We start from the raw sequence: 26,214 nt of genomic DNA on the forward strand, positions 1-26,214 counted from the left end.
TCCCTCACACACCGGACATCGCATGCCATCCTCCCTGTCCCAAATCACCAGAACGAAGAAGAACCCGAAAAGCAGCCACAGTGAACAGTCCCCCTTGCAGGGGAGGAATAGTCATGCCCGCAGACGGTAAAGTGCCGCGCCGTGCGGGGGCAGGGTGGCGGCGATGCGGCCGGTCGTGCGGCCCAGGTCGCGGCCTTCCCACAGATCGCTGACCCGGACCGTACCCGTCAGGCCCAGATAACGGAGCGACAGCCCCACCTCCTTCGCCTTGTCGCCGGTATTGAACAGCGCCAGATAGCGATCGTTCGACGCGCCCTCTGGCTTGGCGGACCAGATGCGCGCGCCGTCCTCGACGAAATGCGGCTGGTTGTCGGTCGAGGCCTGGTTCACCGCGATCACCGCGCGGTTGGTCAGCAGCGCCAGCGTCGGCGCGTCAAGATGGCGCAAATCGCCGCCCATGATCAGCGGCGAGCGGGCGATCGACCACAGAGTCATCAACGTCCGCTGCTCGTCGGGGGTGAACTTGGTATCGCGCTTGCCCAGCGCCAGCCGGCCGAGCGGCAGCATGTCGGCATCGGGCCATGCCCCCGGCCGACGCCACGGGTTCCAATTCTCCAGCCGCGTGAACTGCGCCGCCAGCATCGACCATTCGTCCCAGAAATCGTCGGAGATACGCCACATCTGCGCATGGCGGCGGACATGGTCGCCGCGAATGACCGGCGTTTCGCCCGGCGACAGGCTGAGCATCATCGGCCGGCCGCTATTCTGGATCGCGCGGTGGGCACCTTCGATCTCGGGCGCATGCGCGTCATAGGGGCGGCTCATGTCGTCCATCTTGATGAAGTCGACGCCCCAGGAGGCATAGAGCCGGAACACGCTGTCATAATAGGCCTGCGCGCCGGGCTTGGTCATGTCGACGCCGTACATGTCCGGGTTCCACGAACAAATACTCGACGTATCGGCGATGTCGGATGCGTGATAGCGGGTGCCCAGGATCGGCAGGTTGCGCTCCACCGCCAGGCGCGGGATGCCGCGCATCAGGTGGATGCCGAACTTCATCCCCATCGCATGGATATCGGCGGCCAGCTTGGTGAAGCCCGAACCATCGGCACTCGACGGGAACCGATTGGGTGCGGGGATCAGTCGGCCATAGCCGTCCATCGCCGGCATCGGCTTGGCGCTATATTCATAGCTGCTGGCATTGGGTTCATACCATTGGATGTCGACGGTGAAGATGTCATAGCCGAAGGGCAGCAGCTTCTCGCGCATGATCGCGGCGGTCTCGCGCGCCTGTGCCTCGGTGATGGTGGTGGCAAAGCTGTTCCAGCTGTTCCAGCCCATCGGCGGGCGCGGCGCGAGCAGGCCGGGGGTGGCGGGCGTGACCTGCGCCGCCGCTCCTCCCGCCGCCAGCATCGCCGTGCCCGTCCATGCCGCCCCGGCCAGCGCCTGGCGCCGGTTGATCCCCTTGTCCGTCATTCATCCGCTCCCGCATGTCTTTGCGCCTATTAGTCAGGCAAATGAAGCGGGTTGCAAGCGAAGACTTGGGGATCAGGAGCGCGGCGGGGCCGCCCCGTCGCCCGCCAGATAGCGGGCGATGGGGTCGATCATGTCCTTCGGGATGCGGCGCGCGATGACCGGCATCGTCGCATGGCTCTTGCGTGCATCGACGACATTCTTGTCGCCCTGCCAATGGCGCAGCCGCTCGGCGATATAGGTCGCGCGTTGGCCGGCGAGCACCGGATAGGGCTTGCCGGGGGCGTGGCAGCTGACACAGGCGGGCAGCTGCTTTTCGGGCAGACCGCGCTCGACGATGCGGGCGGCTTCGGCGCTGCCGCTGGGCCGTGCACCCAGGCCCGGCATGGCGGCGAAGCGGCGTGCGGCGGCGGCCATTTCGGCGGGCTCCATGCGCATCGCCACCTGCTGCATCACCGCGCTCGATCGGGTGCCGTTCGCATAGCCCTGTAGCGCCGCGAGCAGATAGGCGGGGTTCTGGCCGCCCAGCACGGGAATGTCGGGTGACCCGCGCCCACGCCCGTCGGTGCCATGGCATCCGGTGCAATTGTCGGGATCGGTCGCGGGCGAGCCCTCGGCGACCAGTGCGCGATACTGGGCCGGGGTCATGTCGGGCAGGCGGCGGACGAAGGCGACCATGCGGCGCACCTCGTCCTTACGGTCCTGCACGGCCCAGGCGGGCATGCCGGTATATTTGACGCCGTGCTGGAGAATCCAGAACAGCTGCTTGTCGGTCCATTCGCGCGCATTGACCGCCAGATCGGGCGCGGGCGGGGTGGCGGCCTGCATGACGGGGGCCGGCTTCTGCCCCGGCGCGCCGTGGCACACCGCGCAGCTATTGGCGAAATGGCCCGCCGCGCTGACCAGTCCGGTCGCGTCGCTGGGGTCGTCAGGTGCGGTGAAGGCGGCATGGGTCTTCACCGAATTGCGCATCGCCCAGTGCAGGAACCAGTCGGTGATCGCCCAGTGTCCGCTCGACGCGGCCAAGTTCATGACCCCCGACCAAGCAAAGGCCATGCCCAGCGCGAACAGGCCGATCAGCGTGACGATCACGCGTTTCCAGGTGATACGGATCGTCATGCGTGCGCCTCCTGACGGGTCTGGAGCAGCCGGCCGAGCATCGCCAGCCCGCCGACGAGATAGGCGATGCCGCCGACCAGCAGCATCACCACGCCCGCCATCTGCTGATCCTCCAGCGCGCCCGCGCCGTGATGGCTGTAGAGCGGGCGGGGGGCCAGGCCGATCAGCGCGCCGAGCAGGGTCATGTGCATCGAGGTGACGAGCAGCGCCATCACCCCCGCCGCACGGTGACGCGGCGCCAGCACGGCGGACCAGAGTAGCAGGCCGGCGGCCAGGAAGCTCGCCTGCTCGGCGACCAGCCAGAGCGGCTGATGATCGGCCAGCCGCCGGAGAGCGGGCACATGCCATCCCCATACGATCACCGCCTCGACCATGGCGGCAACCAGGGGCGAGGCGAAACGCGGCCAGCGTTCGGCCGGGTCGAACCGATGCCCCTGTATCGCCAGCGCCAGCAAGGGGGCGGCGACCGCAACCGCGATCATGTGCGCCGCCATATGCCCCGTCATGCCCCAGCGGCTGAGCGACCAGCCGAGGGGGAGCAGGGCCAGGCCCGCGATCAGGCTGGCGCGCCTCATCGGCAATCGCCCAGCATGATCACCGGCAACGCGGTGAAGAGCACCGCGACGAAGCTAAGGCCCGCCAGCAGCATCGTCGAATAGGCCAGGAAGCGCAGCCGGTCGATGTCGGTGCCCTCCTGATGCGGCGGCGGATCGCCGGGCGTGCGCGACTGCTGCCATGCGATCACGCCCGAGGCGACGATCAGGACCAGCGCGATGACCGTGCCGATGGCGAAGGCGGTGGGGAACAGCGCCCACTCCCCGATCTTCTCGCAACTGATGGCCGCCCAGAGATAGGAGAACAGGAAATGCACCGCCCAGACGGTCGGCGGCACGATCAGCGTCCACAGCGTGACGCGCAGCCGGCTGGCGCGTTGCAGCCAGCGCTTCACAGCCCCGTCTCCGGGAACCAGCCGATGGTCATATAGGTGACGATCGCGGTCAGCGCGAAGAAGTGCATATAGACGGTGATGTTGCGCAGATCGGCGTCATGGGTGGGGTCCATCTTTCCGGCCAGGCTGCGGGCCAGCGTGTAGAGCTGCATGACGACCGCGACGGCGGCGTGCGCGACCGTCCAGATCACCAGCACCCAGATGATGGCGGGATAGACATTGACCTGCGGATCGAGGCCGTCGAGGCAACGCAGGCCGGCGAACAGTCCCACGACCGCCATCGCCGCGCCGCCGATCAGCAGCAGGCGGGCGAGCATCACGTGCCCGCGCGCATGGACCTCGCGCGCGATCAGCGTCAGCGCCCAGCTGGCCAGCGAGGGGGCCAGCGCGATCATCGGCGCGGCGATCCCCGGCCCGGTAAAGCCCTCGCCGAAATCGGGATGGACGGTCCAGTAGAAATAATAGCCGAAGACGAGCCCCGAATAGGCGGTGGCATCGGCCATCATGGTGATGAACATCGCCCACCAGCCGGGTGCCGCTGGCCCCGAGCGATAGAGCGACAAATGCATGCCGTGCCCGATCGGCTTTTCGGGCTTTTCGGGGATTTCGGCGGTGTCCCACAGCCACCACAGCACGCAGGCCAGCGTCGCCACCCCGCCCAACGCCGCGAGCAGATAGAGATGATAGGTGGTGAGGATGAACACCGAGCCGAGCGCGACGGCGGTGATCATCGGCTTGACGCTGGGGCCGCCCAGCCGGATCACCGAGACGGGCTTGGCATCCAGGACCGAGGTCACGATCGTCTCGCGCCGGCCCTCCTCGGCATCGGGCAGGAAGAAGCGACCTTCGTCGACCTTGGCGACGAAATCCTTCTGGTCCCAGATCGGATAGCGGCTTTCGATCAGCGGGACCGAGCGGATGCCCCAATCCTCGTCGTCGGGCAGCGCCAGCCATTCCAGCGTGCCGGCGTTCCATGGATTGCGCGGCGATTTGGCGCGGGTGGGCGACAGCGCCAGATCGACGACCAGCACCAGCACGCCGGTAGCGAACAGATAGGAACCGGCGGTCGAGGCGAGGTTCAGCCAGCCGATATTGAGCTCGGCCGGATAGGTGAAGACGCGGCGCGGCATGCCCTCCAGCCCCGAGAGATGCATCGGGAAGAAGGTCAGGTTGATGCCGACGAACATGATCCAGAAGGCGATGCGCCCCAGCCGGTCGGACAGCTTCTTGCCGGTGATCAGCGGCCAGTAATAATACAGCCCGCCGAACAGCGGCAGCAGCGTACCGCCGATCAGCACGTAATGAAGATGCGCGACGACGAAATAGGTGTCGTGCGCCTGCCAGTCGAACGGTGCGATCGCCACCATCACGCCGGTCAGCCCGCCGATGACGAACACCGCGAGACTGCCCGACGCATAGAGGAGCGGCGTCGACCATTTCACCTTGCCCGCCCAGAGCGTGGCGATGAAGGCGAATATCTGCACACCGGTCGGGATAGCGACCGCCTCGGACGCGGCGGAGAAGAAGGCCAGGCTGATCTTGGGCAGGCCGGTCGCGAACATGTGGTGGACCCACAGCCCGAACGACAGGAAGGCGGTGCCGACCGCTGCCAGCACGATCCACGGATAGCCCAGCAGATGTCTCTGCGCGAAGGTCGGGATCATCATCGCGAACAGCGCGATGGAGGGTAGGAAGACGATATAGACTTCCGGGTGGCCGAAGATCCAGAACAGGTGCTGCCACAGCAGCGGATCGCCCCCGCGCGCGGCATCGAAGAAGGGCCAGTTGAGCAACCGCTCCATCTCGAACAACAGGTCGCCCGCGATCAGCGGCGGGAAGGCGAACAGGATCATCACCGCCACGACCAGGATATACCAGGCATAGAGCGGCATCAGGTTCAGCCGCATGCCCGGCGGCCGGCACTTCAGCACACCGACGATCAGCTCGACGGCGGCGGCGACCGACGACACCTCGATGAAGGACAGGCCCAGCATCCAGATGTCGGCGCCCAGACCCGACAGGTCGGTGCGGGTGGTCAGCGGCGGGTACATGAACCAGCCGCCATCGGGCGCGGCGTTGAAGAAGATCGAGCCCGCGACGAAGACGCCGCCGATCAGGAAGCTCCAGTACCCAAAGGCCGATAGGCGCGGGAAGGGCAGGTCGCGCGCGCCGAGAAGCTGGGGCAGGAGGATGATCGACACCGCCTCGAACATCGGCACCGCGAACAGGAACATCATCACCGAGCCGTGCAGCGTGAACAGCTGGTTGAAGGTGTTCGCCGAGACGAGGTCGTTGTCGGGCACCGCCAGCTGGGTGCGCATGATCAGCGCCAGCACGCCCGCGAACAGCATGAAGCCGAACGCGGTCAGCGTGTACCACACGCCGACGCGGTTGTTGTTGGTGTCGGTCCAGCGCAGGAACAGGCCGCTGGGCGGCTTCCATACTTCGCGGAGCCTGTCCTCCTGCGCGGCGCGAAGGGCGGGATCGTCCTGGGCGTGGAGGCTCATTTCAGGCCTTGCAGATAGCGGGCGAGGGCCAAGGCCTGGTCATCCGACAATTGGGGAAAGGACGGCATGCGCACGCCCGGCTTGGTCTTTTCGGGGTGGCGGATGAAGGCGGCGACATGGGCTTGCGTCATCGGCAGGATGCCGGCGGCCAGCGTGCGGCGCGATCCGAAATGGGTGAGGTCGGGGCCGATCCGCGTCGGGGCGGTCACCCCGGCAATGGCGTGACAGCCGTTGCAGCCATTGGCGGCGAACAGGCGCGCGCCTTCGCCATCACGGGCCTGCGCCGGTCGTCGCTGTCCGGCCAGCCAGGCGTCGAAGGCAGCAGGCGGCATGGCGATGACGTCGAACGCCATCAGCGCATGGCTCAGCCCGCAGAATTCGGCGCATTGCCCGCGATAGCGGCCGGGCTTGTCGGCACGGACGATCAGGTCGTTGGTGCGGCCGGGGATCATGTCCATCTTGCCCGCCAGCCCGGGTATCCAGAAGCTGTGCACCACATCGCCCGCGCTCAGGCGGAAGGCGACCGTGCGGCCGGTGGGGATGCGGATTTCGTTGGCGCTATCGACCGATGTCGCGCCGGCGGGGCGATAGGTGACGCGCCACCAGAATTGCTCGCCATCGACCGCGATCTGCAGGTCGGCGGGCGCGACGGGGCGCGGGCGCATATAGGGCAGCGAATAGGCGAGCAGCCCCATCAGCACGACCGTGGGAATGATCCCGCCCAGCCAGAGGACGATGCGCATCCCCTTCTGATGGCTGATCGCACCTTCGGGCGCGCGGACGGCGTGCCGCATCAGCAGCGCGACCGCACCGGCGATGATCACCGCGCCGACCAGCATGATGATGAACAGGTGGCGAATGTCGGCGGCATCGGCCCCGAACGGCGCCAGGGTCGATTGATGCCGGTTGCATGCCGATAACAGGCATGCCGGCAGGACGGCGATGGCGACGTGCTTCCCCCTCATTCCGCCCGAACGCTTCGGTCGCGAAACGGTTCACGTTGCCGTCATCTAAATTTTAACTTCGGATAATTATCCTGCGGCAGGCGGGGCCGATCCGTTACGCCGCCAGACCTCACCTGCCAGCACGGTGGCGAAACCCAGCCAGCCGGCGAGCGGGATCACGCTGATCGCCGCCGACCGGTCGAGCGGCCAGGCGGTCGCCGCCAGCGCGACCGTGCCGCCGGTCATCGCCGCCGCCGCGACGGTGCCGGCATCGGGGCGATGCTCGCGGAAGAACAGCTCGGTCCAGCCGCCGATCATCGCGCTGTTGCCCAGCCACAAGGCGATGGCGGCGTTGCGGCGGGGCGAGGCGGGCTGGCGCAGGATGCGATACCCGCCAAAGGCCGCCAGGCTCTCCAGCACCGGCCACACCGCGCCAAAGACCTTGTCGGGTGGGGTGAAGCCGGGCTTGTCGAGCCGGCGATACCAGTGGCGGATGCCGGGATGCGAGGGGTCGGGTGCGTTGCGCCCGCCGACCAGCGCGCTGAGGCCCAGCACGCCGGCGGCGATCCCGCCCGCAACCCAGGGCGACATGCCGTTTCGCTTCTTGTCCATCGCCCGTCTCATCCTTGCGCCTGACATTCCATGTTGCGGACACAACGGACCGCCGCCGCGCAAGGTTTCCATCACGCCATGGCGCGCCGCCGCGTCGCCACCGCGAGCCCCCGGTCGAGCGCCGCCACGACCAGCAGCGAGGCGCCGAACAGCGGCAGCAGCATGGCCAGGATCGCCAGCGCGACGATCAGCCCGCCGACCCGCGCGCCCGACAGCGGCGGCGGTGCGCCCACGCGGCCGGCCGGGCGCCGCTTCCACCACATGGCGACCCCGCTGATCGCCAGCAGCCAGACGCCGATACAGGCGAACAGCATCAGCGCCTGGTTCGCCGCGCCGAAATAATTGCCCATATGCACCTGCACGCCCCATTCGACCGCCCGGCCGACCGCGCCATAGTCGGCGAAGCGGATCTCGCGACCGATCGGGCGCAGTGTGTAGCGATCGACATAGATGGTCCGCTGACCCTGCGGGCGATCGGGATAGGTGAAGGCGGTATAGACCCCGGTCGGGCCGCCGGGCAGGAACAGGCGATAACCGTTCGTCCACCCCAGCCCGGCGGTGATCCGGTCGACCTGATCGGTGCCGCGAATGACCGCCGGATCGCGCGTCGCACCCGGCGATCCGGGGCCGTGCGCGCGGTGCTCGGCATGCTCGTCGGGCGGCATCGCGGCGTGGCCGTGCGCCGCCATGTCCGATCCGGGCCTGTGGGATTGGGGGAGGGGCGCGTCCTCCAGCGTCCAGGGCGCGCTGCCCAGCGCGACCTTGGCGGGCAGGCTGTGCGGGATATTGTACTGGCGGTAGGAGGTCGGATAGCCGACGCCGAGCGCACCGCTGACCCGGTGGAGCAGCGGCCCCGTCACCCCCGCCCAAGGGAGGCCGGTCAGCACCAGAAAACCGATCACCCCGCCCGTCCACAGCCCGACCGGGCCATGCAGATCGCGCCAGAAGCGCCGCCCCCTCCCCGACAGGCGCGGCCAGAGCGTGCCGCTCGCGCGCCAGCCGCCGCGCGGCCACCACAGGATCACGCCCGTCGCCAGCAGGACCAGCGCCCAGCAGGCGGCCAGTTCGACCAGCCGCTCGCCGAACACGCCCATCAGCATCGAGCGGTGCATGGCGTCCGCCCAGCCGACCAGCGTCCGGTCATAGACGACGCTGCCCAGCACGCGGCCCGTTCCCGGATCGACCGCGACGCGGCGTGGCGGCCCTTGGTCGGGATTGACGAAGACCACCGCCGACCGATCCGCCCGGCCCGGCATGTCGACGCGCGACGCCGTGCCCGGATAGGCGACCAGCGCGGCCTGGATCATCCGCGAGACGGGCACATGGCCGGCCCGCGGCACGACCAGCCGCTGTTCCGGATAGATCGCGTCGTTCAGCTCGTCATTGAACAGATAGATCGCGCCGGTCAGGCTGAGCATCAGCAGGATCGGCAGGACCAGCAAACCGGCCCAGAAATGCCAGCGCCAGATGGTGCGGTGAAAGGTGACCCGGTCATGCGGCATGGATGTCATGGCCCGTCTCCTCACAGCCGGGCCGACAGCGCGATGTCGAAGGATTGCGGTGCGCCGATATAGACATTGGTCGTCGGATAGCCCGAATATTCGCCGTAGAAGCGGTCGGTCAGGTTGCGTCCGCGAAGGGTCAGCGTCGCATGCTCGCCGACCGGCACCGACAGGCTGGCATCGACCAGCGCATGGCCGGTGACCCGGATGCTGTTGGCCGTATCGGTGAAGAAACCACCGGCATGGCGCAGATGGCCGCCCAGCGTCACCCGATGCGCGATGGTGTAGAGCGCGGAGGCGAACAGGGTGGTGTCGGGCACGTTGATCGGCCGGTTGCCGCTGCGATTGACCGTTGTGCCGCCGATCAGCTCGGACAGCCGGTCATAGCGCGCATTGGTGTACGACCCGCCCGCCGTCAGTCGCAGCGCGGGCAGGGGCGTGACATCGGCCGACAGCTCCACCCCGCGCGACGATTGCTGCCCGCCCTGGACGCTGAGGCTGGGGTCGGTCGGATCGCGGGTCAGGATGTCGGACTGGACGATATGATAGGCCGCCCCCGTCACGGTGGCGCGCCCGCCCCAGCCGCTGACCTTGAACCCCGCCTCGACCGCGCGGCCATGGGTCAGGCGGAAGCGGCTGTTGGCGATCGAGGCGAGCAGGATCGACGACACCGGCGACACCGCCGTCGTATATTGCGCATAGAGCGTGATCCCCGGCGTCGCCGCCCAACTGGTCCCCGCACGCCACGACACCGGATCGAAGCGCGGCGCATGGCCTTCGCGCGCGCCGCTCCGGTTCTGGATCGTCACCCGGTCGAGCGCGATATGGTCCCAGCGGATGCCGCCGACCAACAGCCAGCGCGGCGTCAGGTTCACCGCATCCTCGGCGAACAGCGCAGTCTGCTTCAGTCGCGAGTCGAACGTCACGTCGCTGCTGGTGAAGACAGCCGGCGAGGTCGGGGCCGCGATCACGCCCGGATCGCGCAGATCGAGCGCAGGCAGGGTGCCGAGCGGTGCCTGACGGCGGAGCGAGACGAAATGCGTGCCGTTATGCTCCGCGCCCAGCGTCATCCGGTGCCGCATCCCCGCGATCCGCCCGTCGCGCGCGACTTGCCCGCGCGTGTTCCAGAAATGCTGGTCGTGGCGGAAGTCCTGATAGCTTTGCCGGATGCTGCCATTGGGGAAACCCGCGCCGGGTGCCGCGAAGCTCTGCGTATCGGCGAGCAGGAAGGCGCGGTCGGCGGTATAGCCGGTCAGGTCGAGCGCGGCGGTCCAGCCATCGCCGATCGTCCAGTCCAGCCGGGAGCGGATCGTGGTCTCGTCCGCGCCCGACCATGCGCCGCGCGGGTTGTAGTTCCGCCGGCGCAGCGATCGGTCGGCGACCAGCCCGCTGGCGCTGCGCACCGCATCGCTGGGGTCCAGCGCATAGCGCGCCGAGATCAGTGGCAGGCCCTGATAGCTGGAATCATAGCGATCCTCGAAATGATCGATCGCGATCAGCAGCGACAGCCGGTCGCTGGGTTTGATGAGCGCGCTGGCGGTCAGTCCCGCCGATCGGGTCGCGTTGCGATCGACATCGTACAGGCTGTCCGACCGCCGATAGCTGGCATCGGCGCGGATCGCGATTGCGGGCGAGACGGGCAGATTGACCCCGCCCGCACCGTAAACGGTGCCGAAGCTGCCGCCCGAGATCAGCAGGTCGGCGGCACGCTCGCCCAGCACGGGCTTGCGCGTCACTTTGTTGATGACGCCGGCCAGCGCGCCTTCGCCATAAAGGACCGAGGCCGGGCCTTTCAGCACTTCGATCCGGTCGTAATGCCACAGGTTCGTGTCGCGCTGGACGACGGTCGAGGTGGAGACGCGCACGCCATCCTGCAGGATCGACACCGCACTGCCTGCAAAGCCGCGCAGCGACACGACCGCCGGATTGCCCGGCACATTGCCCGCGATCGCACCGACGACGCCGTCGAACGCCTCACGCGCGGTACGCAGGCCGCGACGTTGCAGCTCGTCCTGGGTCAGGACCTCCAGCGTGGCGGGAGTTTCGCGGATGGTCAGCGGCAGGCGGCTGCCCGCGCCGGTGGGCGCGTCGAGGGCGGCGGGCGTTCGTGCGCCCTGGACGATGACGGTCGCGGATGGCTGGTTCTGGTCGTCGGGAGGTGCTGGCCGGGACAGCATCGTGTCCGGCAGGGCGGGTGGCATGAACATGGAAATGCGCTTTCGACCGGCCCCGCAGGAAGGCGGGGCCGAGGATCAGGACGGCCGCGACCAAAGGCCGCGCGCCGGATGACTTGATCAGGAAAGCGCCGGTGGTCCCCGCAAAGGCGGCCGCAGATAGGGTGGCGCGGGCCGGACGTTCGCCGTGAGCGCCACGAAGCCGGTGGTGAGGACGAAGGCTAGCAGCGCGACGAGCTGGATCGGATCGACCGCCGCCAGCGCGGCCGCCGACAGGCCGGCAAAGGCGCAGGGCATCTCCGCACGACCATGCTGCCCGTCGCGATGATCGCTCCGGCCATGATCGGCCATGACGCCATGGGGCATGCCATGCATCGTCGTCATGTCACCGGGGGGCGCGTGCGACATGGCGTCCGCCACCGGCATCGTGCCGGGGCAAAGGACGATCGCCATATGCCCCTGGGCCTCGCCGATCATATAGCCGGACGGGATGACGAGCTTGAGCAGCAGCGCCGCCACGCACAGCAGCGCGGCCAGATGGCGTTGCGCAATAAGGCTGCGGATGGCCGTCACGCCGCCCGACCTAGACCGTGCGGCGGGGCTTGTCACTCGCACAGGTCAGGTTTGGTGATGATCAGAAAATCCAATCCCCTTATCATGGCAATAGGACAGCGCGGCCGCCGCTGGCTATCGCCGCGCGCCTGATGCACAACACGTCCATGGCGATTTCCAAGTCTTTCGATTTCCTGCGCGGCGTATCGGGACGGGTGGTGGACGAGATCGTCGCGCTGGACTGGGCCGCGACGTCGCTGGGCTCGCCCGATGGCTGGCCGGTCGCGCTGCGCAGCCAATTGGCGACGATGCTGGCCTGCCCGGCGCCGATGTACACGGTCTGGGGGCCCGACCTCGTCTCCTTCTACAACGACGCCTATCGCCCCATATTGGGCTACCGCGCCGACACCGCGATGGGCACGCCGTTCAAGGTGCTGTGGGGCAGCATCTGGGACGAGATCGAACCGCTGGTCGCCACGGCCTTGTCGGGACAGGTTGCCAAGGTCACCGACATGCGGCTGGACCTGGCGCGCACCGGCCAGCCGGAGGAAAGCTACTGGACCTTTTCCTACTCGCCCGTCTTCGATGATCGGGGCGACATCGTCGGCATGATCTGCGTGACCGGCGAGACGACCGACCGCGTGCTGGCCGAGCGGCGCCAGCGGGCGTCGGACGAGCGGCTGGAACTGGCGCTCAGCTCGGGCGCGCATGTCGGCTTATGGGACTGGGACGTGCTGAACGACTCGATCCGATCCGATGCGCGCTTCGCCGCCATGTACGGCGTGGACCCCGCCGCCGCCGAAAATGGCGTGCCGATCGAAGAATTCTTCAAGGGCATCCATCCCGACGACCAGGAGCGGGTCAACGGTGAGATCCAGGTCGCGATGGCGCAGGTCGCGGCGGGCGGCGCGCCGCATCGCTTCGTCTCCGAATACCGGCTGGTCCAGGCGGACGGCACGGTACACTGGGTATCGGCGCAAGGGCGCTGTATCCCCGACGAGACCGGGCGCTGCGTCCGTTTCCCCGGCGTCAGCTTCGACATCACCGAGCGCGTCCGCATCGAGCAGCAGCTGCGCGAGAGCGAGGCGCGCGCGCGCCTGAACGCCGAGCGGGTGCAGCTGGCGCTGGAGGCCGGCGCGATCATCGGCACCTGGTTCTGGGACCTGCCCACCGACCGCTTCACCGTCGACGAGCCGTTCGCGCGCAACTTCGGGCTCGACCCCGCGCTCGGCCATGAGGGGCTGAGTCTGGCGCAGGTGGTGGAGACGGTCCATCCGGACGACCAGGCCGGCCTGGCGCAGGCGATCGAGGCGGTCATCGCCTCGGGCGGGGCCTATGCCCATCAATATCGCGTGCGCCGGCATGACGGCTGCTATCACTGGCTGGAGGCCAATGGCCGGGTCGAGCATGCGCCCGACGGTACGCCCCTCTACTTCCCGGGCGTGCTGATCGATGTCGGCGTCCGCCGCGCGCTGGAGGCCGAGCGCGACAGCGCCATCGCCGAGTTGCGCGCGCTGACCGACCAGCTCGAACAGCGCGTCGCCGATCGCACCGCCGAGCTGATGCGCGCCGAGGAGGCGCTGCGCCAGTCGCAGAAGATGGAGGCGGTCGGCCAGTTGACCGGCGGGCTGGCGCATGACTTCAACAATCTCCTCGCGGGCATTTCGGGATCGCTGGAGCTGATGGCGCTGCGCCTGTCACAGGGGCGCGCCGGTGAGATCGATCGTTACATGGATGCGGCGCAGGGGGCGACGCGGCGCGCGGCGGCACTGACCCACCGGCTGCTCGCCTTTTCGCGGCGGCAGACGCTGGCGCCGCGCCCGACCGACATCGTCGCGTTGGTGGCCGGAATGAGCGACCTGATCCAGCGCACGGTGGGACCGGGCATCACCGTCGAGACGCCGGCGCCCGATGACTGGTGGACGGTGCTGGTCGATGCGCCGCAGCTGGAAAACGCGCTGCTCAACCTGTGCATCAACGCGCGCGACGCCATGCCCGATGGCGGGCGGATCACCATCGCCATCCGCAACCGCCCGTCCGGTTGCCGCGACGACCTGCATCATGACATCCCCAAGGGCGAGTATCTGGTGCTCAGTGTCACCGATACCGGCACCGGCATGACGCCCGATGTCATCGAAAAGGCGTTCGACCCCTTCTTCACCACCAAGCCGCTGGGGCAGGGGACGGGGCTGGGCCTCAGCATGATCTACGGCTTTGCCCGCCAGTCGGACGGACAGGTCCGCATCGCCTCGACCGTGGGGCAGGGGACGACCGTCTCGCTCTATCTGCCGCGCCATGACGGTCCGGCCGAGCCGGAGGAACCGGCGCGCGCCGCCCTGCCCGACGGGGCCGGCGGATCGGGGGAGACGGTGCTGGTGGTCGACGACGAATCGACCGTCCGGCTGATGATCGCCGACGTCCTGCGCGACATGGGCCACCGAGTGATCGAGGCGGCGGACAGCGCCGCCGCGCTCCCCCTGCTGCGTTCGGACCGGCGGATCGACCTGCTGATCACCGATGTCGGTCTGCCGGGGGGGATGAACGGTCGCCAGCTGGCCGAGGCGGCACGCGAGGTCAGACATGAATTGAATGTCATGTTCGTTACCGGCTATGCGGAAAGCGCGGTGCTGAACAGCGGCCATCTGGCGCCGGGCATGCAGTTGCTGACCAAGCCGTTCACGGTGGACGCGCTGGTCACGGGGGTCCAGGCGGCCCTGGGCCATCCGCGCGGGCAATAGCGCGGGGGCGCTCGCGCCGGCGGCCCGGCATCGCATGAGGTGAAACGACCGGAGTGCGAGAGTTTTGAAACTGCGACATCGACTGGCCGGCGCATGGACGATCGCCATGGCCCTGATGCTGATGCCTGCCATCGCGGAGGCCGCCCCGACACAGGATGGGCCGGACATCCCCGAGCCGATGGTGTTCGACATGATCCGCCCCCTGACCGCCAAACGCGGCGAGGTGGAGGTCAACGCCCTGGTCCAGCGCGATCTTTCCGGCCCGCGTGGCGAGGTGGAATGGGCCCCCGAGATCGAGGTGGCGGTGGCGGACGGCTTCGCGGTCGAACTGGAACTGCCGCTGATCGATACGCGCGTGGTGCAGTATAAGATGGGGCTTCAGGGCAAGCTCGGCACCTTTCGCGGCGGGCGCGGAATCCACGGCGTCCAGTATCTGGGGCTGTACGATCGTGAGAGCGGCGAATGGCAATCGACCCTGGTCTGGCTGCTGGGCAACCGCTTTGGCGAGCGGTGGAGCACGATGACGATGCTGGGCATCGGCGACGTCACCTTGCGGGAGGGCAACCAGACCGGCTTCGTGATCAACCATTCGACCTTCTACGACCTGGACCGCGACACGGTGCTGGGCCTGGAGGTCAATCGGCAGAATGGCGACGGCGCCTATTGGCTGTTGATGCCGCAGGCGCATCGCAGCTTCGGCAAGCTGAGCCTGCAGGGCGGCATCGGCGCCGAGCGGGCACGCGGCGAGCCGTTCCGGCCGCGTCTGGGCTTGCGTCTGATCCGCGAATTGTGATGGCGGTGGTGCATCAATAGGGAGAACGACCATGGCGATCGAACTGATCTGTCTCGATGCCGATGACACGCTCTGGCACAATATGCGCCACTTCGTCGAAACCGAGGAAGCGCTGGTCGGCCTGCTCGCCCCCTTTGCCGAGGCGCGGGTGGCGCGTGCGACGCTGGAGGCGTGCGAGGCGCGTAACCTGCGCCTCTATGGCTACGGCGCCAAGGGCTTCACCCTGTCGATGATCGAGACGGCGGTGGAACTGGCCGGGCCGACGCTGCCCACCGATCTGATCGCGCGGCTGCTGGAGGCGGGGCGGCAGTTGCTGGCGCATCCGGTCGAACTGCTCGACGGGATCGGCGATACCATGGCGGCGCTGGCCGAGCGGGGCAGGCTGGTGCTGGTGACCAAGGGTGACCTGCTGCATCAGGAGGCCAAGCTGGCCGCGTCCGGACTGGGCGCGCATTTCGCCGATGTCGCGATCGTCAGCGACAAGACGCCCGACACATTCGCGCGCATCTTCGATCGCCACGGCGTCGCGCCCGAGGCGGCGGTGATGGCCGGGGATTCGATGCGGTCGGACGTGATGCCGGCGCTGAAGGCGGGGGCGTGGGCGGCCTATATCCCGCAACCGCTCGCCTGGAGCCATGAGGCGGGGGAGGAACCGATGGACCATCCCCGCTTCTGCCGCTTGGCGAGACTGGGCGACCTGCCGGGGTGGATCGACGCGATCGGGGGGTGAGTGCCGCCGTCGCCGCGTGCGCGTCCGTCTCGTAGCGGGAGGGCGATTTACGGGCGATGGTCTCTGCGAGGCACCTTGCCCTCCCCCGACCCCTCCCGCCTGCGGGAGGGGAGAAGATGGTCCTCAGCGACCATTCTCACTTCCGTTGTCTCGTGATGTTGGGTGCCTGTTCGGCTGGATTAACTGAGCCCCGCCCCCACCCCAAGCACGCCCCTCCCGCAGGCGGGAGGGGATGGGGGAGGGCAAGGTTACGGGCGATGCCCCCGCAACGTGCCATACTCCTTCCTCACATACAGGAGGAGAGAAATCAGCTCGGGTCGCTTTCCTCGCCGACGATCACGTCCTGCACCGTCTCGGCCGGATCATGCGCGGCTCCGTTGCGATGGATGCGCACGCCCGCCATCGTCACCGGCGCGGCGGAGGCCGCGCGTTCCTGTTCACCGCGATGGATCGTCACGCCGTGCAGCGCTTCGGGCATGGCCATGTCGGTACTCGCCGCGATCCGCGTCGGAACCGCCGGCTCCACCCCCGCATAATCTTGCCGGAACGACAGCCCGCGCTCCAGCGCACCGCGCCAGCGGTAGAAGATGTGGCTGCCGACCGACCCGATCCGGTTGAGGCTGGAGGCCCACCAGGGCAGCACGTAATTGGCATGGTAGAAGGTTGCCGCCCCCACCGGCGCATAGACCAGCCCGGCCAGCGCGCCCTGCGCCACGGCGGCGGCGCGCGCCCAGGCGGCGGGGTCGCGCGGGTGCAGCATCGATCCGTCACAGGTGAAGCTGAACTGGCAGCCGGTGGAGCGTTCGGACCCCTGATAGACGACGCCGCAGATACTCTTGGGAAAGGCGCGGTCGCGGACGCGGTTCAGCACGACTTGCGCCACCGCGCGCTGGCCGTCGACGGGTTCGGACCGGGCCTCGTAATAAATGGCGGCGGTCAGGCATTCGGCGGCGCGCGCCGCGTCGCGGGCGGAGCGGGCAATGCCGCTAAAGGCCGGCGCGGCGGCCATTTCAATCCGTGTGTCGGCGACCGGGCGATCGGGCACGACATCGTCGGGAACGTCGAGCGCCAGCTGGCGCAGCAGTGTGCGCGGTGTCGGCGGCGGGATGTCGAGCGTCACATGCGGCGGCGCCCGGTGCACGGGCGTGCACGATGTCGCGATCGCGAGCGTCGCCACCAACATCCACCAACGCCACACTATATCCGAGTCCTGCCCCCGTGACCGATGCCGTGGTCCTACGGGGGCAGGGTTAGGAAGCCGTTAAGTCACGGAAGCGGCAACGATGACCGGATCAGAATCGCGCGCCCAGTTCCACGCCGTAGAAGCGCGGCTCGCCCGCGATATAGGTCGGCGCGCCGAAGCTGCCCCCGGTATTGCCCGCATCGATCAGATAGCGCGCATTGGTCAGGTTGCGCGCGAAGCCGCCGATATGGAAGCGGCCCTGGTCGCCGAACTCCATGCCGGCACGCAGGTTCACCAGCGTATAGCCATCTTGCGAAATCGCATCGCGGTTGGGCAGTTCGAAGAACACCTTCGAGCGATAGGTGACGCTGGGCGTCGCATAGAAGGTTGCCGCCGACCCCACCGGCACGCGCAGCGTCGCGCCCCCCGAGGCGGTGGTGTCGGGCTGCAGGCGGAAGCGGTTGCCCGCGAATACGCCATTGGCGGGATCGTCGGCGATGCCGCCATCGATATAGGCGAAAGTCGCGAACAGGCTGAGCCAGCGATGGACCGCCAGATTGCCCTCCAGCTCGACGCCCAGATTGTTGGCCGAGCCGGCGCTGCGCGTGACGGTCGCGCCATTTTCGATCACCGAGACCTGGAAGCCCTTGTACCGCTGATAGAAGATCGAGGCCGCGCCGGTGAACGGACCGACCCGCCCCTTGATGCCGCCCTCGTAATTCCAGACATTTTCTTCCGGCACGATCTGCAACCGGGGGATGGCGCCCGAATTGGCGACGCTGAGCGGCACGATCCGGCGGCCCTCCAGCTGGACGACGGGCGAGCGGCGGCCCTTGCTGACCGTGGCATAGAGATTGACCGCGTCGCTGACCCGGTAGAGCGCGTTGAAGCGCGGCAGGAACGCGGCATAGCTGCGCTGTGCCTCGAACTTCTGCCCCTTGGTGTTGGCGGCCCCCAGCAGGCTGGTGAAAATGCCCGCCCCCGCCAGCAACCGGCTGTCGGGCATGACCGAGCTATAGCCCGACTGGCGCTCCTCGATCAGGACGCGCGCGCCGGCGGTCAGCTCCAGCGCGGGCGTCGGAATCCAGGTGGCGTCGCCGAAGACCGAATAGGTGTCGTTATTGCCGTAATTGGCGAAGCTGGCGCTGTAGGGCAGGCTGGCCAGCGCGCCGCGCGACAGGATGGCGGTGGCGCGGGTCGCGGGTATCGTGCCGTTGGCTGCGACGCAGGCGGTGCCGGTCGGGATGCCGACCGAATTCAGCAACTGGCGGACGGCGGCGAAGTCGGGCGTGACCGAGCAGGCCAGATAGGTGCCTTCCTCGGTGGAGAAGGGCACGCGCTGCTGGCCATTTTCGAAAAAGGCGTTCCAGCCGAACGAGGCGCGGTACTTTGGGCCGTCGAAGGCGAAGCGGCTCTCATGGCTCCACTGGTCGCCCTTGGCATCCTCGCCGAACTCCAGATACCAGGCGGGGCCGCCATCGGCGTCGAACACCTCGCGCGAGTCGAACCGGCGATAGCCGTTGACGGTGGTGAAGGTGATGCCCGGCGCGACATCGACCGCGACCGTCAGATTGGCGTCATAGACGTCGCGGTGCAGCCCCAGCTTGCGCGCGCCCAGTATCTCGGCGGAGAAGGGCGAGCCGGACAGCTCGGCATAGCCGAAATCGCCGGTCTGCCCGCCGGTGGGCGCGAAGGCGCGGCTCTTGAACGCGGTGCCGGGGTTGCGCTGTCCGTCATAGGTCAGCACCAGATCGGCGGTGACCGAGCCGTTGGGCCGCCAGCGCAGCGATCCGCGCAGGCCCCGCTGGTCCTGGCCGTTCAGATCGTCCTGGTCGACGCGCCCCTGATTCTGGTTGGCGACATCGGGATCGCCCGCGATGTTGCGGACATAGCCGTCGCGATATTTGTATGCGAACGCCAATCGGCCGGCGAGCGTTTCGTTGCCGGCGTTCAGATAGCCCGACACCTGGGTCCGATTGAAATTGCCATAGGAGGCGACGATCCCGGCATCGGTGCCGGGTTGGGGGCGGGCCGAGATGATGCTGATCGCGCCGACCGCCGCGGCGGTGCCGAACAGCGTCGCCTGCGGCCCCTTGGCCACCTCGATCCGCTCTATGTCGAACAGGTCCTGATAGGCGCCGCGCGTCCGGCTGATGTCGATGCCGTTATAATAAAGGGTGACGCGCGCGCCCTGCTGCGCCGAGCCGGAGTCCGAGGTGATGCCACGGATGACGAAGCCGGGATTGTTGGCGCTCTGCTCCTGGATCTGAAGGCCGGGGATGTATTGGGCGACTTCGGCCAGCGAGTTGACGCCCAGATTGGCCATGCGCGCGCCGGTGACGGCGGAGACGGTCAGCGGCACGTCCGCGATCCGCTGCTCGCGCTTCTGCGCGGTGACGATGACCTCCGCCGTGTCGTCAGCGTCGCGTGCGCCGTCCTGCGGCTGGATCATGGCCTGGGCATGGGCCGACTGGATGATGGCGGCCTGCGACAGGCCGGCCAGCAGCGTGGCCACCGTCAGGCGGCGCAGCGTGGTGATCATGGATTTCCCCCCGAAATGATCCGTGTGTCGGCGCCGCTTAAGCAGAAGCCATTACCGATTGGCGTCCTGAATGTTTCGCCTTGATGACGATAGGCGGAAAAGTGTCGCGGAACCGTCATGGACCCGCCATCGCCCTGTCGTGGGTCGGGGATAGCGCTGCGCGCCGACGAAAGGACCCGATAGAATGACCATGATCAACCGACGCCGCGCCATGACCCTGATGGGAAGCGGGGCGGCGCTGGCCATGCCCGCCGGCCTGGCCGAGGCGGCGGCACCGTTGCCCGTCCGCTTCGCGCATGGCGTGGCGAGCGGCGATCCCGCCGCCGATGGCGCGATCCTGTGGACCCGCGCGACCCCGGCCGAGACCGATGCAGCCCAGGACATCGCGCTGACCTGGCATGTCGCGGCGCTGGATGGCGGCGATGCGATCGGGCTGCGCACCGGCCGCGTGACCGCGCGGGCCGCGCGCGACTTCACCGCCAAGGTCGATGTGACCGGCCTGCGACCGGGGCGCGAGTATCGCTATTGGTTCGAGACGGCGGCCGGCGAACACTCGCCCGAGGGCCGGTTCCGTACCCTGCCGCGCGGGCGCATCGAGGATCTGGTGCTGGCCGTCGTCTCCTGCCAGCTTTATCCCGGCGGGCTCTACAATGCCTATGACGCGATCGCGAAGAGCGAGCGGCTGGATGCCGTGCTGCATCTGGGCGATTACATCTATGAATATGGCGCCGATGGCTATGGCACGAAGACCGGCCATCAACTCGGCCGCCTGCCCGAGCCGGCGCATGAGATCGTCTCGCTGGCCGATTACCGGCAGCGCCATGCCCAGGTGAAGCGCGACCCCGACATGCAGGCCGCGCACGCCCGCGCCGCCTTCATCTGCGTCTGGGACGACCATGAGGTCGCCAATGACGGCTGGGTGGGCGGCGCGGAAAATCACCAGCCGGCGCAGGAAGGCGACTGGGGCAAGCGCAAGGCGGCGGCCATGCAGGCCTATTTCGAATGGATGCCGATCCGCGACCCCAAGCCCGGCCAGCCCTGGGCGGCGATCAATCGCAGCTTCGATTTCGGCGATCTGGCAACGATCGTCATGCTGGAATCGCGGCTGCTCGCCCGCTCGCAACAGGTCCATGCCAAGGGCGAGACGGCCGAGCCGTCCGAATATGCCGCGATGATGGCCGAGCGGGCGCGGCCCGATCGTGCGTTGCTCGGTCCCGGCCAGATGGACTGGGTCGAGCGGACGTTGACCGGCTCGGTCAAGGCGGGGCGGCCGTGGCAGGTGATCGGCAGCCAGGTGGTCATGGCGCGCATCGATGGCCCCGATCTGGAAAAGCAGATGGGTCCGGCCGGCTTCGCCACGCTGACCAGGAACCTGAGCGATGGCGAACGCGCGCATCTGCGAGAAGCGCAGGCGGGCTATCGGGCCGGCCTGCCGCTGAACTTCGACAGCTGGGACGGCTATCCGGCCGAGCGCGAACGGCTCTACGCCGCGTTCGCGCGGGCGGGCAGCCGTCCGGTGGTGGTGTCGGGCGACAGCCATGCCGCCTGGGCCAACGACCTGTACGATGCCAAGGGCAATCTGGTCGCCGCCGAGTTCGGCGGCACCGCGATCACCAGCCCGTCCTGGGGCGACCTGATGCCCGGCATCGGGCGCGAGATCGCGGCGGCCAATCCCAAGGTCGTCCGTTTCTGCGATCAGGATGCCAAGGGCTATCTGCATCTGACGCTGACCCGCGAGGCGGCGACCGCGCGGTTCATGACCGTCTCGACCGTGCTCGCCAAACCCTATGATCAGGCCTGCGCCGCCACCTGGCGGACCGAGGTCGGCGTGCGGGCGCCGATCGCCCCGGTCAGCGCCTGACCGCCGGCGCTTCCCCCGTCCCCCGCGCTGGCGGGACGGGGGAGGGCTGGCCCCGCACCGCCGCCTCGACCCGTGAGACCAGCGTGGCATCGTCATGGTTCAGATAATGCCCACCCGGCAGGCCGATGACGCGCGCCGGGCCGCCCTTCAGCAGCGGGCACAGGCTGTCCTTCTCCGCGACGCCGTAGATGCAGGTGAGGGGCGCCCAGTCGATCGTCCTGGCGGTCGTGATCCCCATGCTGTCGGGCTTGCCCAGATAGGCCAGGCCGCTGGGGTCGGAGCGGAAGAACACCGTCTCGCCCGGCACGACCAGCACGATGGCGGACACCCGCGCGCGCAGATCGGCGGGCAGCTGCGCCAGCCCGGTCTGGAGAATGTCCGCGCCGTAGGACTGGCCGAGCAGGACCAGCCGCCGGTCGCCCGCCTCGACAGCGGCGCGGCGGACGAAGTCGGCGACGATCGCGTCGATCTCGGCGCGAGTCCGGCCGACCCGGAACAGCACCGGCGAGTTGATGCCGGTGACGGCGATGCCAGACGCGCTCAGCGCCCGCGCGATCACGCCGCCGGTGCCATAGTGCAGACCCATATCCCCCGAGAAGGACAGGACGAGGATCGGTTGCGGCCGCCCCTGCGCCGGGAACCGGGTTACGGGATTGCGCGCGAAATAGCTGCCCGAGAACAGCAGGATGGCGGGCGCCAATATCAGGATGCCGATCAGTCCCGCCAGGATGCGGCGGCGACGGCGGCGAAGATGCGAGAAGAGAACGGCCATGGCCAATCCTGGAAGAGGGGACGGCCTGTCTGCCACGCCCCGGCCGTTCGATTCACGAACTCCTCATGAAAAATCTGTAATGCGGCGCACACGCGCCCGTCGCGCGGCCTCTGCCATCGGGGGATGGTGGAGCCGGGGCACGCCAGCGGCCCGCCTGTGCAGCGTTGTTACTTCCGGGGATTATGACTGTGACCAACCCGATCTTCTTCGACCCCACCGGACGGCGGGGCGCCTGGGCGCGGCGGTCCGTCGCGGTCATGATCCTGGCGGTGGTGATCGCGGCGATCGCCTTTGCCACGACGCTGGTCGCGGTGCCGCGTTCGGGCCTCTTGCCGCTGCCCTTCGCACGGCGGCAGGCGATGACGCTGGAGCCGACCGCGCAGTTGAAGGGACGGCGCGGCGACTGGCTGCCGCGCAAGGCGGCGGCGCCGTCGCACACCCCGCTGACCGTCGCCTTCTATCAGCCTGGCGACGAGGCGGGCCTCGCCTCGCTCCACGCGCATATGCGTCAGATCGACTGGCTGGTGCCCGCGCTGATGAACGTGACGGGGCCCAAGGGCCAGTTGCAGGTCAACAACGACCCCAAGCTGGCCAGCCTGTTGTCGGGCGTCGCCAAGCCGCCCCGGCTGCTGCCGATGGTGCAGAATCTGGCCGAGGATCATTGGGATGGCGACGCGATCGCGCGGATCATCGCCAATCCGGCCGCCTCCGAACGGCTGGCGACGCAGCTTGGCGAGTCGGTCACCGCCAACCGGCAATCGGGTCTGGTCATCGATTTCGAGAATTTGCCGGCCAGCGCCATGGCGGGCTATCCCCGGCTGCTCCAGCGGATCAAGGCGCACCTGCCCAAGGGCGCCGAACTGTCGGTGACGGTCCCCGCCGATGACGAGAGCTGGCAGCTCGGCCGACTGGCCAAGGTCGTCGACCGGGTCATGCTGATGGCCTATGACGAGCATTGGGAAACCGGCAGCGCGGGGCCGATCGCCTCGCAACCCTGGTTCCTCCACGCGGTCGAGGATGCCATCCGCCGGGTCGGCCGCGACCGCCTGATCGTCGCGCTGGGCAGCTATGCCTATGACTGGCACGGGCAGGGCGCAGACGCGCTGTCGATCGAAGAGGCGTGGCTGATCGCGCACGACAGCCAGGCGAAGATCAGCTTCGATCCGGCCAGCGGCAATGCCGGTTTCGCCTATGACGAGAATGGCGAGCATCATGCCGTCTGGATGCTCGACGCCGCCACCAGCTGGAACCAGCTGCAGGCGCTCAAGCGGCTGGGCATCGACGACATCGCCTTCTGGCGGCTGGGCACCGAGGACCCCGGCCTGTGGAATGACTTCGCCGCCTTTCGCAGTACGAAGCCCGGCGTCATCCCCCGGCTGAACACCATCGCGCAGCCGCTGAACGTCGATGTCGAGGGGCCGGGCGAAATCCTGCGCATCACCGCACAGCCGACCGATGGCCGCCGCGCGCTGCAATATGACAAGGACGCGGTGATCCGGAACGAGGTCTATCAGGCCTATCCGACGCCCTATGTCGTGCAGCGCGCGGGCGCCATCCCCAAGACGCTGGCGCTGACCTTCGACGACGGCCCCGACGCGGTGTGGACGCCCAAGATCCTCGACGTGCTGGAGCGCGAGCATGTGCCCGCGACCTTCTTCGTCATCGGCGAGAATGCGCTGGAGCATCCGCAATTGCTGCGCCGGATCGTCGCCGATGGCAGCGAGCTGGGCAATCACAGCTATACCCACCCCAATCTGGCGACCACGGGCGAGCGTACGACGAAGCTGGAACTGAACGCGACCCAGCGGCTGATCCAGGCCTATACCGGCCGCTCGACGACGCTGTTCCGCGCGCCCTATTTCGGCGATGCCGAGCCGACGACGGGCGACGAGATCGGCCCGGCGCTGCTCGCGCAGAATCTGGGCTATACGGTCGTCGGCCTGCACGTCGACCCCAATGACTGGCAGCGGCCGGGCACCGACGAGATCGTCCAGCAGGTGATCGACCAGGTGCACGGCGCGACGCCCGACAATTCGGCCAATGTCGTCCTGCTCCACGATGGCGGCGGCGACCGGCAGCAGACCGTCGACGCGTTGCCGCGCATCATCGAGACGCTGCGGGCCGAGGGCTATCGCTTCGTTCCCGCCTCGCAACTGGTCGGGGTCAGCCGCGATCAGGCGATGCCGCTGGTCAAGGGCCGCGACCTGCTGGCGGTGCGGACCGACGTAGCGATCTTCGTCGCGCTCGCCTTCCTGTCCAAGGCGCTGGCCTGGATCTTCTATCTGGCGATCGCGCTGGGCATCGCGCGCGCGGTGGTGATGGCGGGGCTGGCCTGGTTCCAGGGCCGCAAGTCCAAGCCCGTGCCGCCCGAATACACCCCCAGCGTCTCGGTCATCATCCCCGCCTTCAACGAGGAGCGCGTGATCGCCCAGTCGGTGGCCCGCGTGCTGGCCAGCGATTATCCGGGGTTGCAGGTCATCGTCGTCGATGACGGGTCGAAGGACGGAACGAGCGCGGTGGTGCGCGACACCTTCGCGGGCGACCCGCGCGTGCAGCTGCTGACCCTGGTCAATGGCGGCAAGGCGGCGGCGCTGAACCGCGCGCTGAAGGACGCGACCGGCGAGGTGCTGATCGCGCTCGACGCCGATACCCAGTTCGAACCGGAGACGATCGCCAAGCTGGCGCGCTGGTTCGCCGATCCGAAGCTGGGCGCGGTGGCGGGCGATGCGCGGGTGGGCAACCGGGTCAATCTGGTCACCCGCTGGCAGGCGGTCGAATATATCACCGCGCAGAATCTCGAACGCCGTGCGCTCGCTGGGTTCGATGCGATGACGGTGGTGCCCGGCGCGGTCGGCGCATGGCGGCGCGCGGCGCTGGATGCGGTGGGCGGCTATCCCGAAGATACGCTGGCCGAGGATCAGGACCTGACCATCGCCATCCAGCGGGCCGGCTGGCGCGTCACCTACGATCCGCGAGCGGTCGCCTGGACCGAAGCGCCCGAGAGCTTCAAGGCGCTCGCCAAGCAGCGTTACCGCTGGGCGTTCGGGACGCTGCAATGCCTGTGGAAGCACCGCGCGGTGATCCGCACCGGCAAGCCCGCCGGCCTGGCGCGGATCGGCCTGCCGCAGGCATGGCTGTTCCAGATCCTGTTCGCCGCGATCTCGCCGCTGATCGACCTGTCGCTGATCCTGTCGGTGGTCGGCACGGCGGTGCGCGTCAGCCAGCATGGCTGGGCACAGACCAGTACCGATGTATGGCAGATGGCGGCCTATTGGCTGATCTTCACCTCGGTCGACGTGCTGTGTGGGTGGCTGGCCTACCGGCTGGACGGCAACCGCGTCCGCTATCCCGCGCATCTGCTGGTCGCGCAGCGGCTGGTCTATCGTCAGATCATGTACTGGGTCGTGATCCGCGCCATCGCCTCGGCGATCGGCGGGTGGATCGTCGGCTGGGGCAAGCTGGAGCGGACGGGCAACGTCGCGGCGTGATCCGGGGCTTGGCCTTCGCCTTCGCTCAGGCGGAACGGGGGAAGGGGCCTAGATCATCCTCCCCTTCAGGGGGGGCTGTTCACTGTGGCTGCTTTTCGGATTCTTCTTCGTTCTGGTGATTTGGGACAGGGAGGATGGCATGCGATGTCCGGTGTGTGAGGGAACGGACCTGATCAAGCAGGGATGGAAGTCGGGTCATCAGCGCTATGTGTGCCGGGCCTGTGGTCGATACTGCACCGACAGCCAGCCCAGGTTCAGTGCCCAGACCAAGGCGA

19 protein-coding genes are annotated in these 26,214 nt (G+C 68.3%); 6 read left to right on the plus strand and 13 right to left on the minus strand.

From position 1 onward, the window contains the following. Positions 1-111 precede the first annotated feature (111 nt). The 10 genes from GGR48_RS17270 to GGR48_RS17315 form a co-directional block, all read right to left on the minus strand. On the minus strand, positions 112-1,476 hold the full coding sequence (locus tag GGR48_RS17270; protein WP_183953083.1) for a glycoside hydrolase family 27 protein: 1,365 nt from the start codon (positions 1,474-1,476) through the stop codon (positions 112-114). Positions 1,477-1,548: 72 nt separating this feature from the next. Further along, on the minus strand, positions 1,549-2,592 hold the full coding sequence (locus GGR48_RS17275) for a c-type cytochrome (protein WP_183953084.1): 1,044 nt from the start codon (positions 2,590-2,592) through the stop codon (positions 1,549-1,551). Next, positions 2,589-3,167, minus strand: a complete 579-nt coding sequence (locus GGR48_RS17280) for a cytochrome c oxidase assembly protein (protein WP_183953085.1) — start codon at positions 3,165-3,167, stop codon at positions 2,589-2,591. Before GGR48_RS17280 ends, GGR48_RS17275 begins: the two co-directional genes overlap by 4 nt. Continuing rightward, positions 3,164-3,541 carry a hypothetical protein gene (locus GGR48_RS17285; protein ID WP_183953086.1) on the minus strand — a complete coding sequence of 126 codons (378 nt, stop codon included), beginning with the start codon at positions 3,539-3,541 and terminating at the stop codon, positions 3,164-3,166. The genes GGR48_RS17280 and GGR48_RS17285 overlap by 4 nt, the downstream gene beginning before the upstream one ends. After that, positions 3,538-6,048, minus strand: a complete 2,511-nt coding sequence (gene ctaD, locus GGR48_RS17290) for a cytochrome c oxidase subunit I (protein WP_183953087.1) — start codon at positions 6,046-6,048, stop codon at positions 3,538-3,540. The genes GGR48_RS17285 and ctaD overlap by 4 nt, the downstream gene beginning before the upstream one ends. Beyond that, positions 6,045-7,013: a cytochrome c oxidase subunit II gene (gene coxB, locus GGR48_RS17295; protein WP_183953088.1), complete on the minus strand. Its 969-nt coding sequence runs from the start codon at positions 7,011-7,013 to the stop codon at positions 6,045-6,047. Before coxB ends, ctaD begins: the two co-directional genes overlap by 4 nt. A gap of 66 nt (positions 7,014-7,079) precedes the next feature. Next, positions 7,080-7,604 carry a TspO/MBR family protein gene (locus GGR48_RS17300; protein ID WP_183953089.1) on the minus strand — a complete coding sequence of 175 codons (525 nt, stop codon included), beginning with the start codon at positions 7,602-7,604 and terminating at the stop codon, positions 7,080-7,082. 71 nt (positions 7,605-7,675) lie between these two features. Next, positions 7,676-9,115: a PepSY-associated TM helix domain-containing protein gene (locus GGR48_RS17305; RefSeq protein ID WP_183953090.1), complete on the minus strand. Its 1,440-nt coding sequence runs from the start codon at positions 9,113-9,115 to the stop codon at positions 7,676-7,678. Positions 9,116-9,126: 11 nt separating this feature from the next. Then, a complete protein-coding gene (locus tag GGR48_RS17310) occupies positions 9,127-11,283 on the minus strand; it encodes a TonB-dependent receptor (RefSeq protein ID WP_183953099.1) in 2,157 nt (718 codons plus the stop codon). Between the two features lie 117 nt (positions 11,284-11,400). Continuing rightward, on the minus strand, positions 11,401-11,853 hold the full coding sequence (locus GGR48_RS17315; RefSeq protein WP_183953091.1) for a hypothetical protein: 453 nt from the start codon (positions 11,851-11,853) through the stop codon (positions 11,401-11,403). 146 nt (positions 11,854-11,999) lie between these two features. Between GGR48_RS17315 and GGR48_RS17320 the strand changes: the two genes are divergently transcribed. The 3 genes from GGR48_RS17320 (at position 12,000) to GGR48_RS17330 (ending at position 16,093) form a co-directional block, all read left to right on the plus strand. Continuing rightward, positions 12,000-14,570 carry a PAS domain-containing protein gene (locus GGR48_RS17320; protein ID WP_183953092.1) on the plus strand — a complete coding sequence of 857 codons (2,571 nt, stop codon included), beginning with the start codon at positions 12,000-12,002 and terminating at the stop codon, positions 14,568-14,570. Between the two features lie 106 nt (positions 14,571-14,676). Then, complete coding sequence (locus GGR48_RS17325; protein ID WP_240455949.1) at positions 14,677-15,363, plus strand: hypothetical protein; 687 nt, start codon at positions 14,677-14,679, stop codon at positions 15,361-15,363. A 31-nt stretch (positions 15,364-15,394) separates the two neighbouring features. Then, positions 15,395-16,093: an HAD family hydrolase gene (locus tag GGR48_RS17330; RefSeq protein ID WP_183953093.1), complete on the plus strand. Its 699-nt coding sequence runs from the start codon at positions 15,395-15,397 to the stop codon at positions 16,091-16,093. 307 nt (positions 16,094-16,400) lie between these two features. Here the strand turns inward: GGR48_RS17330 and GGR48_RS17335 are convergent, their stop codons facing one another. Both GGR48_RS17335 and GGR48_RS17340 read right to left on the minus strand, forming a co-directional pair. Next, complete coding sequence (locus tag GGR48_RS17335) at positions 16,401-17,276, minus strand: cell wall hydrolase (protein WP_183953094.1); 876 nt, start codon at positions 17,274-17,276, stop codon at positions 16,401-16,403. Positions 17,277-17,385: 109 nt separating this feature from the next. Beyond that, entirely contained in the window at positions 17,386-19,818 is a 2,433-nt protein-coding gene (locus GGR48_RS17340; RefSeq protein WP_183953095.1) for a TonB-dependent receptor, read from the minus strand. 184 nt (positions 19,819-20,002) lie between these two features. Between GGR48_RS17340 and GGR48_RS17345 the strand changes: the two genes are divergently transcribed. Beyond that, positions 20,003-21,679 carry an alkaline phosphatase D family protein gene (locus GGR48_RS17345; RefSeq protein ID WP_183953096.1) on the plus strand — a complete coding sequence of 559 codons (1,677 nt, stop codon included), beginning with the start codon at positions 20,003-20,005 and terminating at the stop codon, positions 21,677-21,679. Here GGR48_RS17345 and GGR48_RS17350 read toward each other — a convergent pair. Next, positions 21,669-22,451 carry an AcvB/VirJ family lysyl-phosphatidylglycerol hydrolase gene (locus GGR48_RS17350; protein ID WP_183953097.1) on the minus strand — a complete coding sequence of 261 codons (783 nt, stop codon included), beginning with the start codon at positions 22,449-22,451 and terminating at the stop codon, positions 21,669-21,671. The two genes, GGR48_RS17345 and GGR48_RS17350, sit on opposite strands and share 11 nt — an antisense overlap. Positions 22,452-22,639: 188 nt before the next feature. Here GGR48_RS17350 and GGR48_RS17355 point away from each other — a divergent pair, with 188 nt between their 5' ends. Both GGR48_RS17355 and GGR48_RS18465 read left to right on the plus strand, forming a co-directional pair. Then, on the plus strand, positions 22,640-25,939 hold the full coding sequence (locus GGR48_RS17355; protein ID WP_183953098.1) for a glycosyltransferase: 3,300 nt from the start codon (positions 22,640-22,642) through the stop codon (positions 25,937-25,939). A gap of 139 nt (positions 25,940-26,078) precedes the next feature. Further along, positions 26,079-26,214 (plus strand): IS1/IS1595 family N-terminal zinc-binding domain-containing protein (locus GGR48_RS18465; RefSeq protein ID WP_425326510.1); only part of this gene is annotated, 136 nt, incomplete at its 3' end.

Origin of the sequence: Sphingomonas pseudosanguinis (assembly GCF_014196255.1) — a bacterium.
Classification (GTDB): domain Bacteria; phylum Pseudomonadota; class Alphaproteobacteria; order Sphingomonadales; family Sphingomonadaceae; genus Sphingomonas; species Sphingomonas pseudosanguinis.

Coding starts and splice junctions, on each gene's coding strand:
- ctaD (WP_183953087.1), bottom strand. CDS start 6,048: ATGAGCCTCCACGCCCAGGACGATCCCGCCCTTCGCGCCGCGCAGGAG.
- GGR48_RS17300 (WP_183953089.1), bottom strand. CDS start 7,604: ATGGACAAGAAGCGAAACGGCATGTCGCCCTGGGTTGCGGGCGGGATC.
- GGR48_RS17270 (WP_183953083.1), bottom strand. CDS start 1,476: ATGACGGACAAGGGGATCAACCGGCGCCAGGCGCTGGCCGGGGCGGCA.
- GGR48_RS17320 (WP_183953092.1), top strand. CDS start 12,000: ATGGCGATTTCCAAGTCTTTCGATTTCCTGCGCGGCGTATCGGGACGG.
- GGR48_RS17330 (WP_183953093.1), top strand. CDS start 15,395: ATGGCGATCGAACTGATCTGTCTCGATGCCGATGACACGCTCTGGCAC.
- GGR48_RS17275 (WP_183953084.1), bottom strand. CDS start 2,592: ATGACGATCCGTATCACCTGGAAACGCGTGATCGTCACGCTGATCGGC.
- GGR48_RS17340 (WP_183953095.1), bottom strand. CDS start 19,818: ATGATCACCACGCTGCGCCGCCTGACGGTGGCCACGCTGCTGGCCGGC.
- GGR48_RS17280 (WP_183953085.1), bottom strand. CDS start 3,167: ATGAGGCGCGCCAGCCTGATCGCGGGCCTGGCCCTGCTCCCCCTCGGC.
- GGR48_RS17335 (WP_183953094.1), bottom strand. CDS start 17,276: ATGTTGGTGGCGACGCTCGCGATCGCGACATCGTGCACGCCCGTGCAC.
- GGR48_RS17325 (WP_240455949.1), top strand. CDS start 14,677: ATGGCCCTGATGCTGATGCCTGCCATCGCGGAGGCCGCCCCGACACAG.
- GGR48_RS17345 (WP_183953096.1), top strand. CDS start 20,003: ATGACCATGATCAACCGACGCCGCGCCATGACCCTGATGGGAAGCGGG.
- GGR48_RS17310 (WP_183953099.1), bottom strand. CDS start 11,283: ATGCTGTCCCGGCCAGCACCTCCCGACGACCAGAACCAGCCATCCGCG.
- GGR48_RS17305 (WP_183953090.1), bottom strand. CDS start 9,115: ATGACATCCATGCCGCATGACCGGGTCACCTTTCACCGCACCATCTGG.
- coxB (WP_183953088.1), bottom strand. CDS start 7,013: ATGAGGGGGAAGCACGTCGCCATCGCCGTCCTGCCGGCATGCCTGTTA.
- GGR48_RS17350 (WP_183953097.1), bottom strand. CDS start 22,451: ATGGCCGTTCTCTTCTCGCATCTTCGCCGCCGTCGCCGCCGCATCCTG.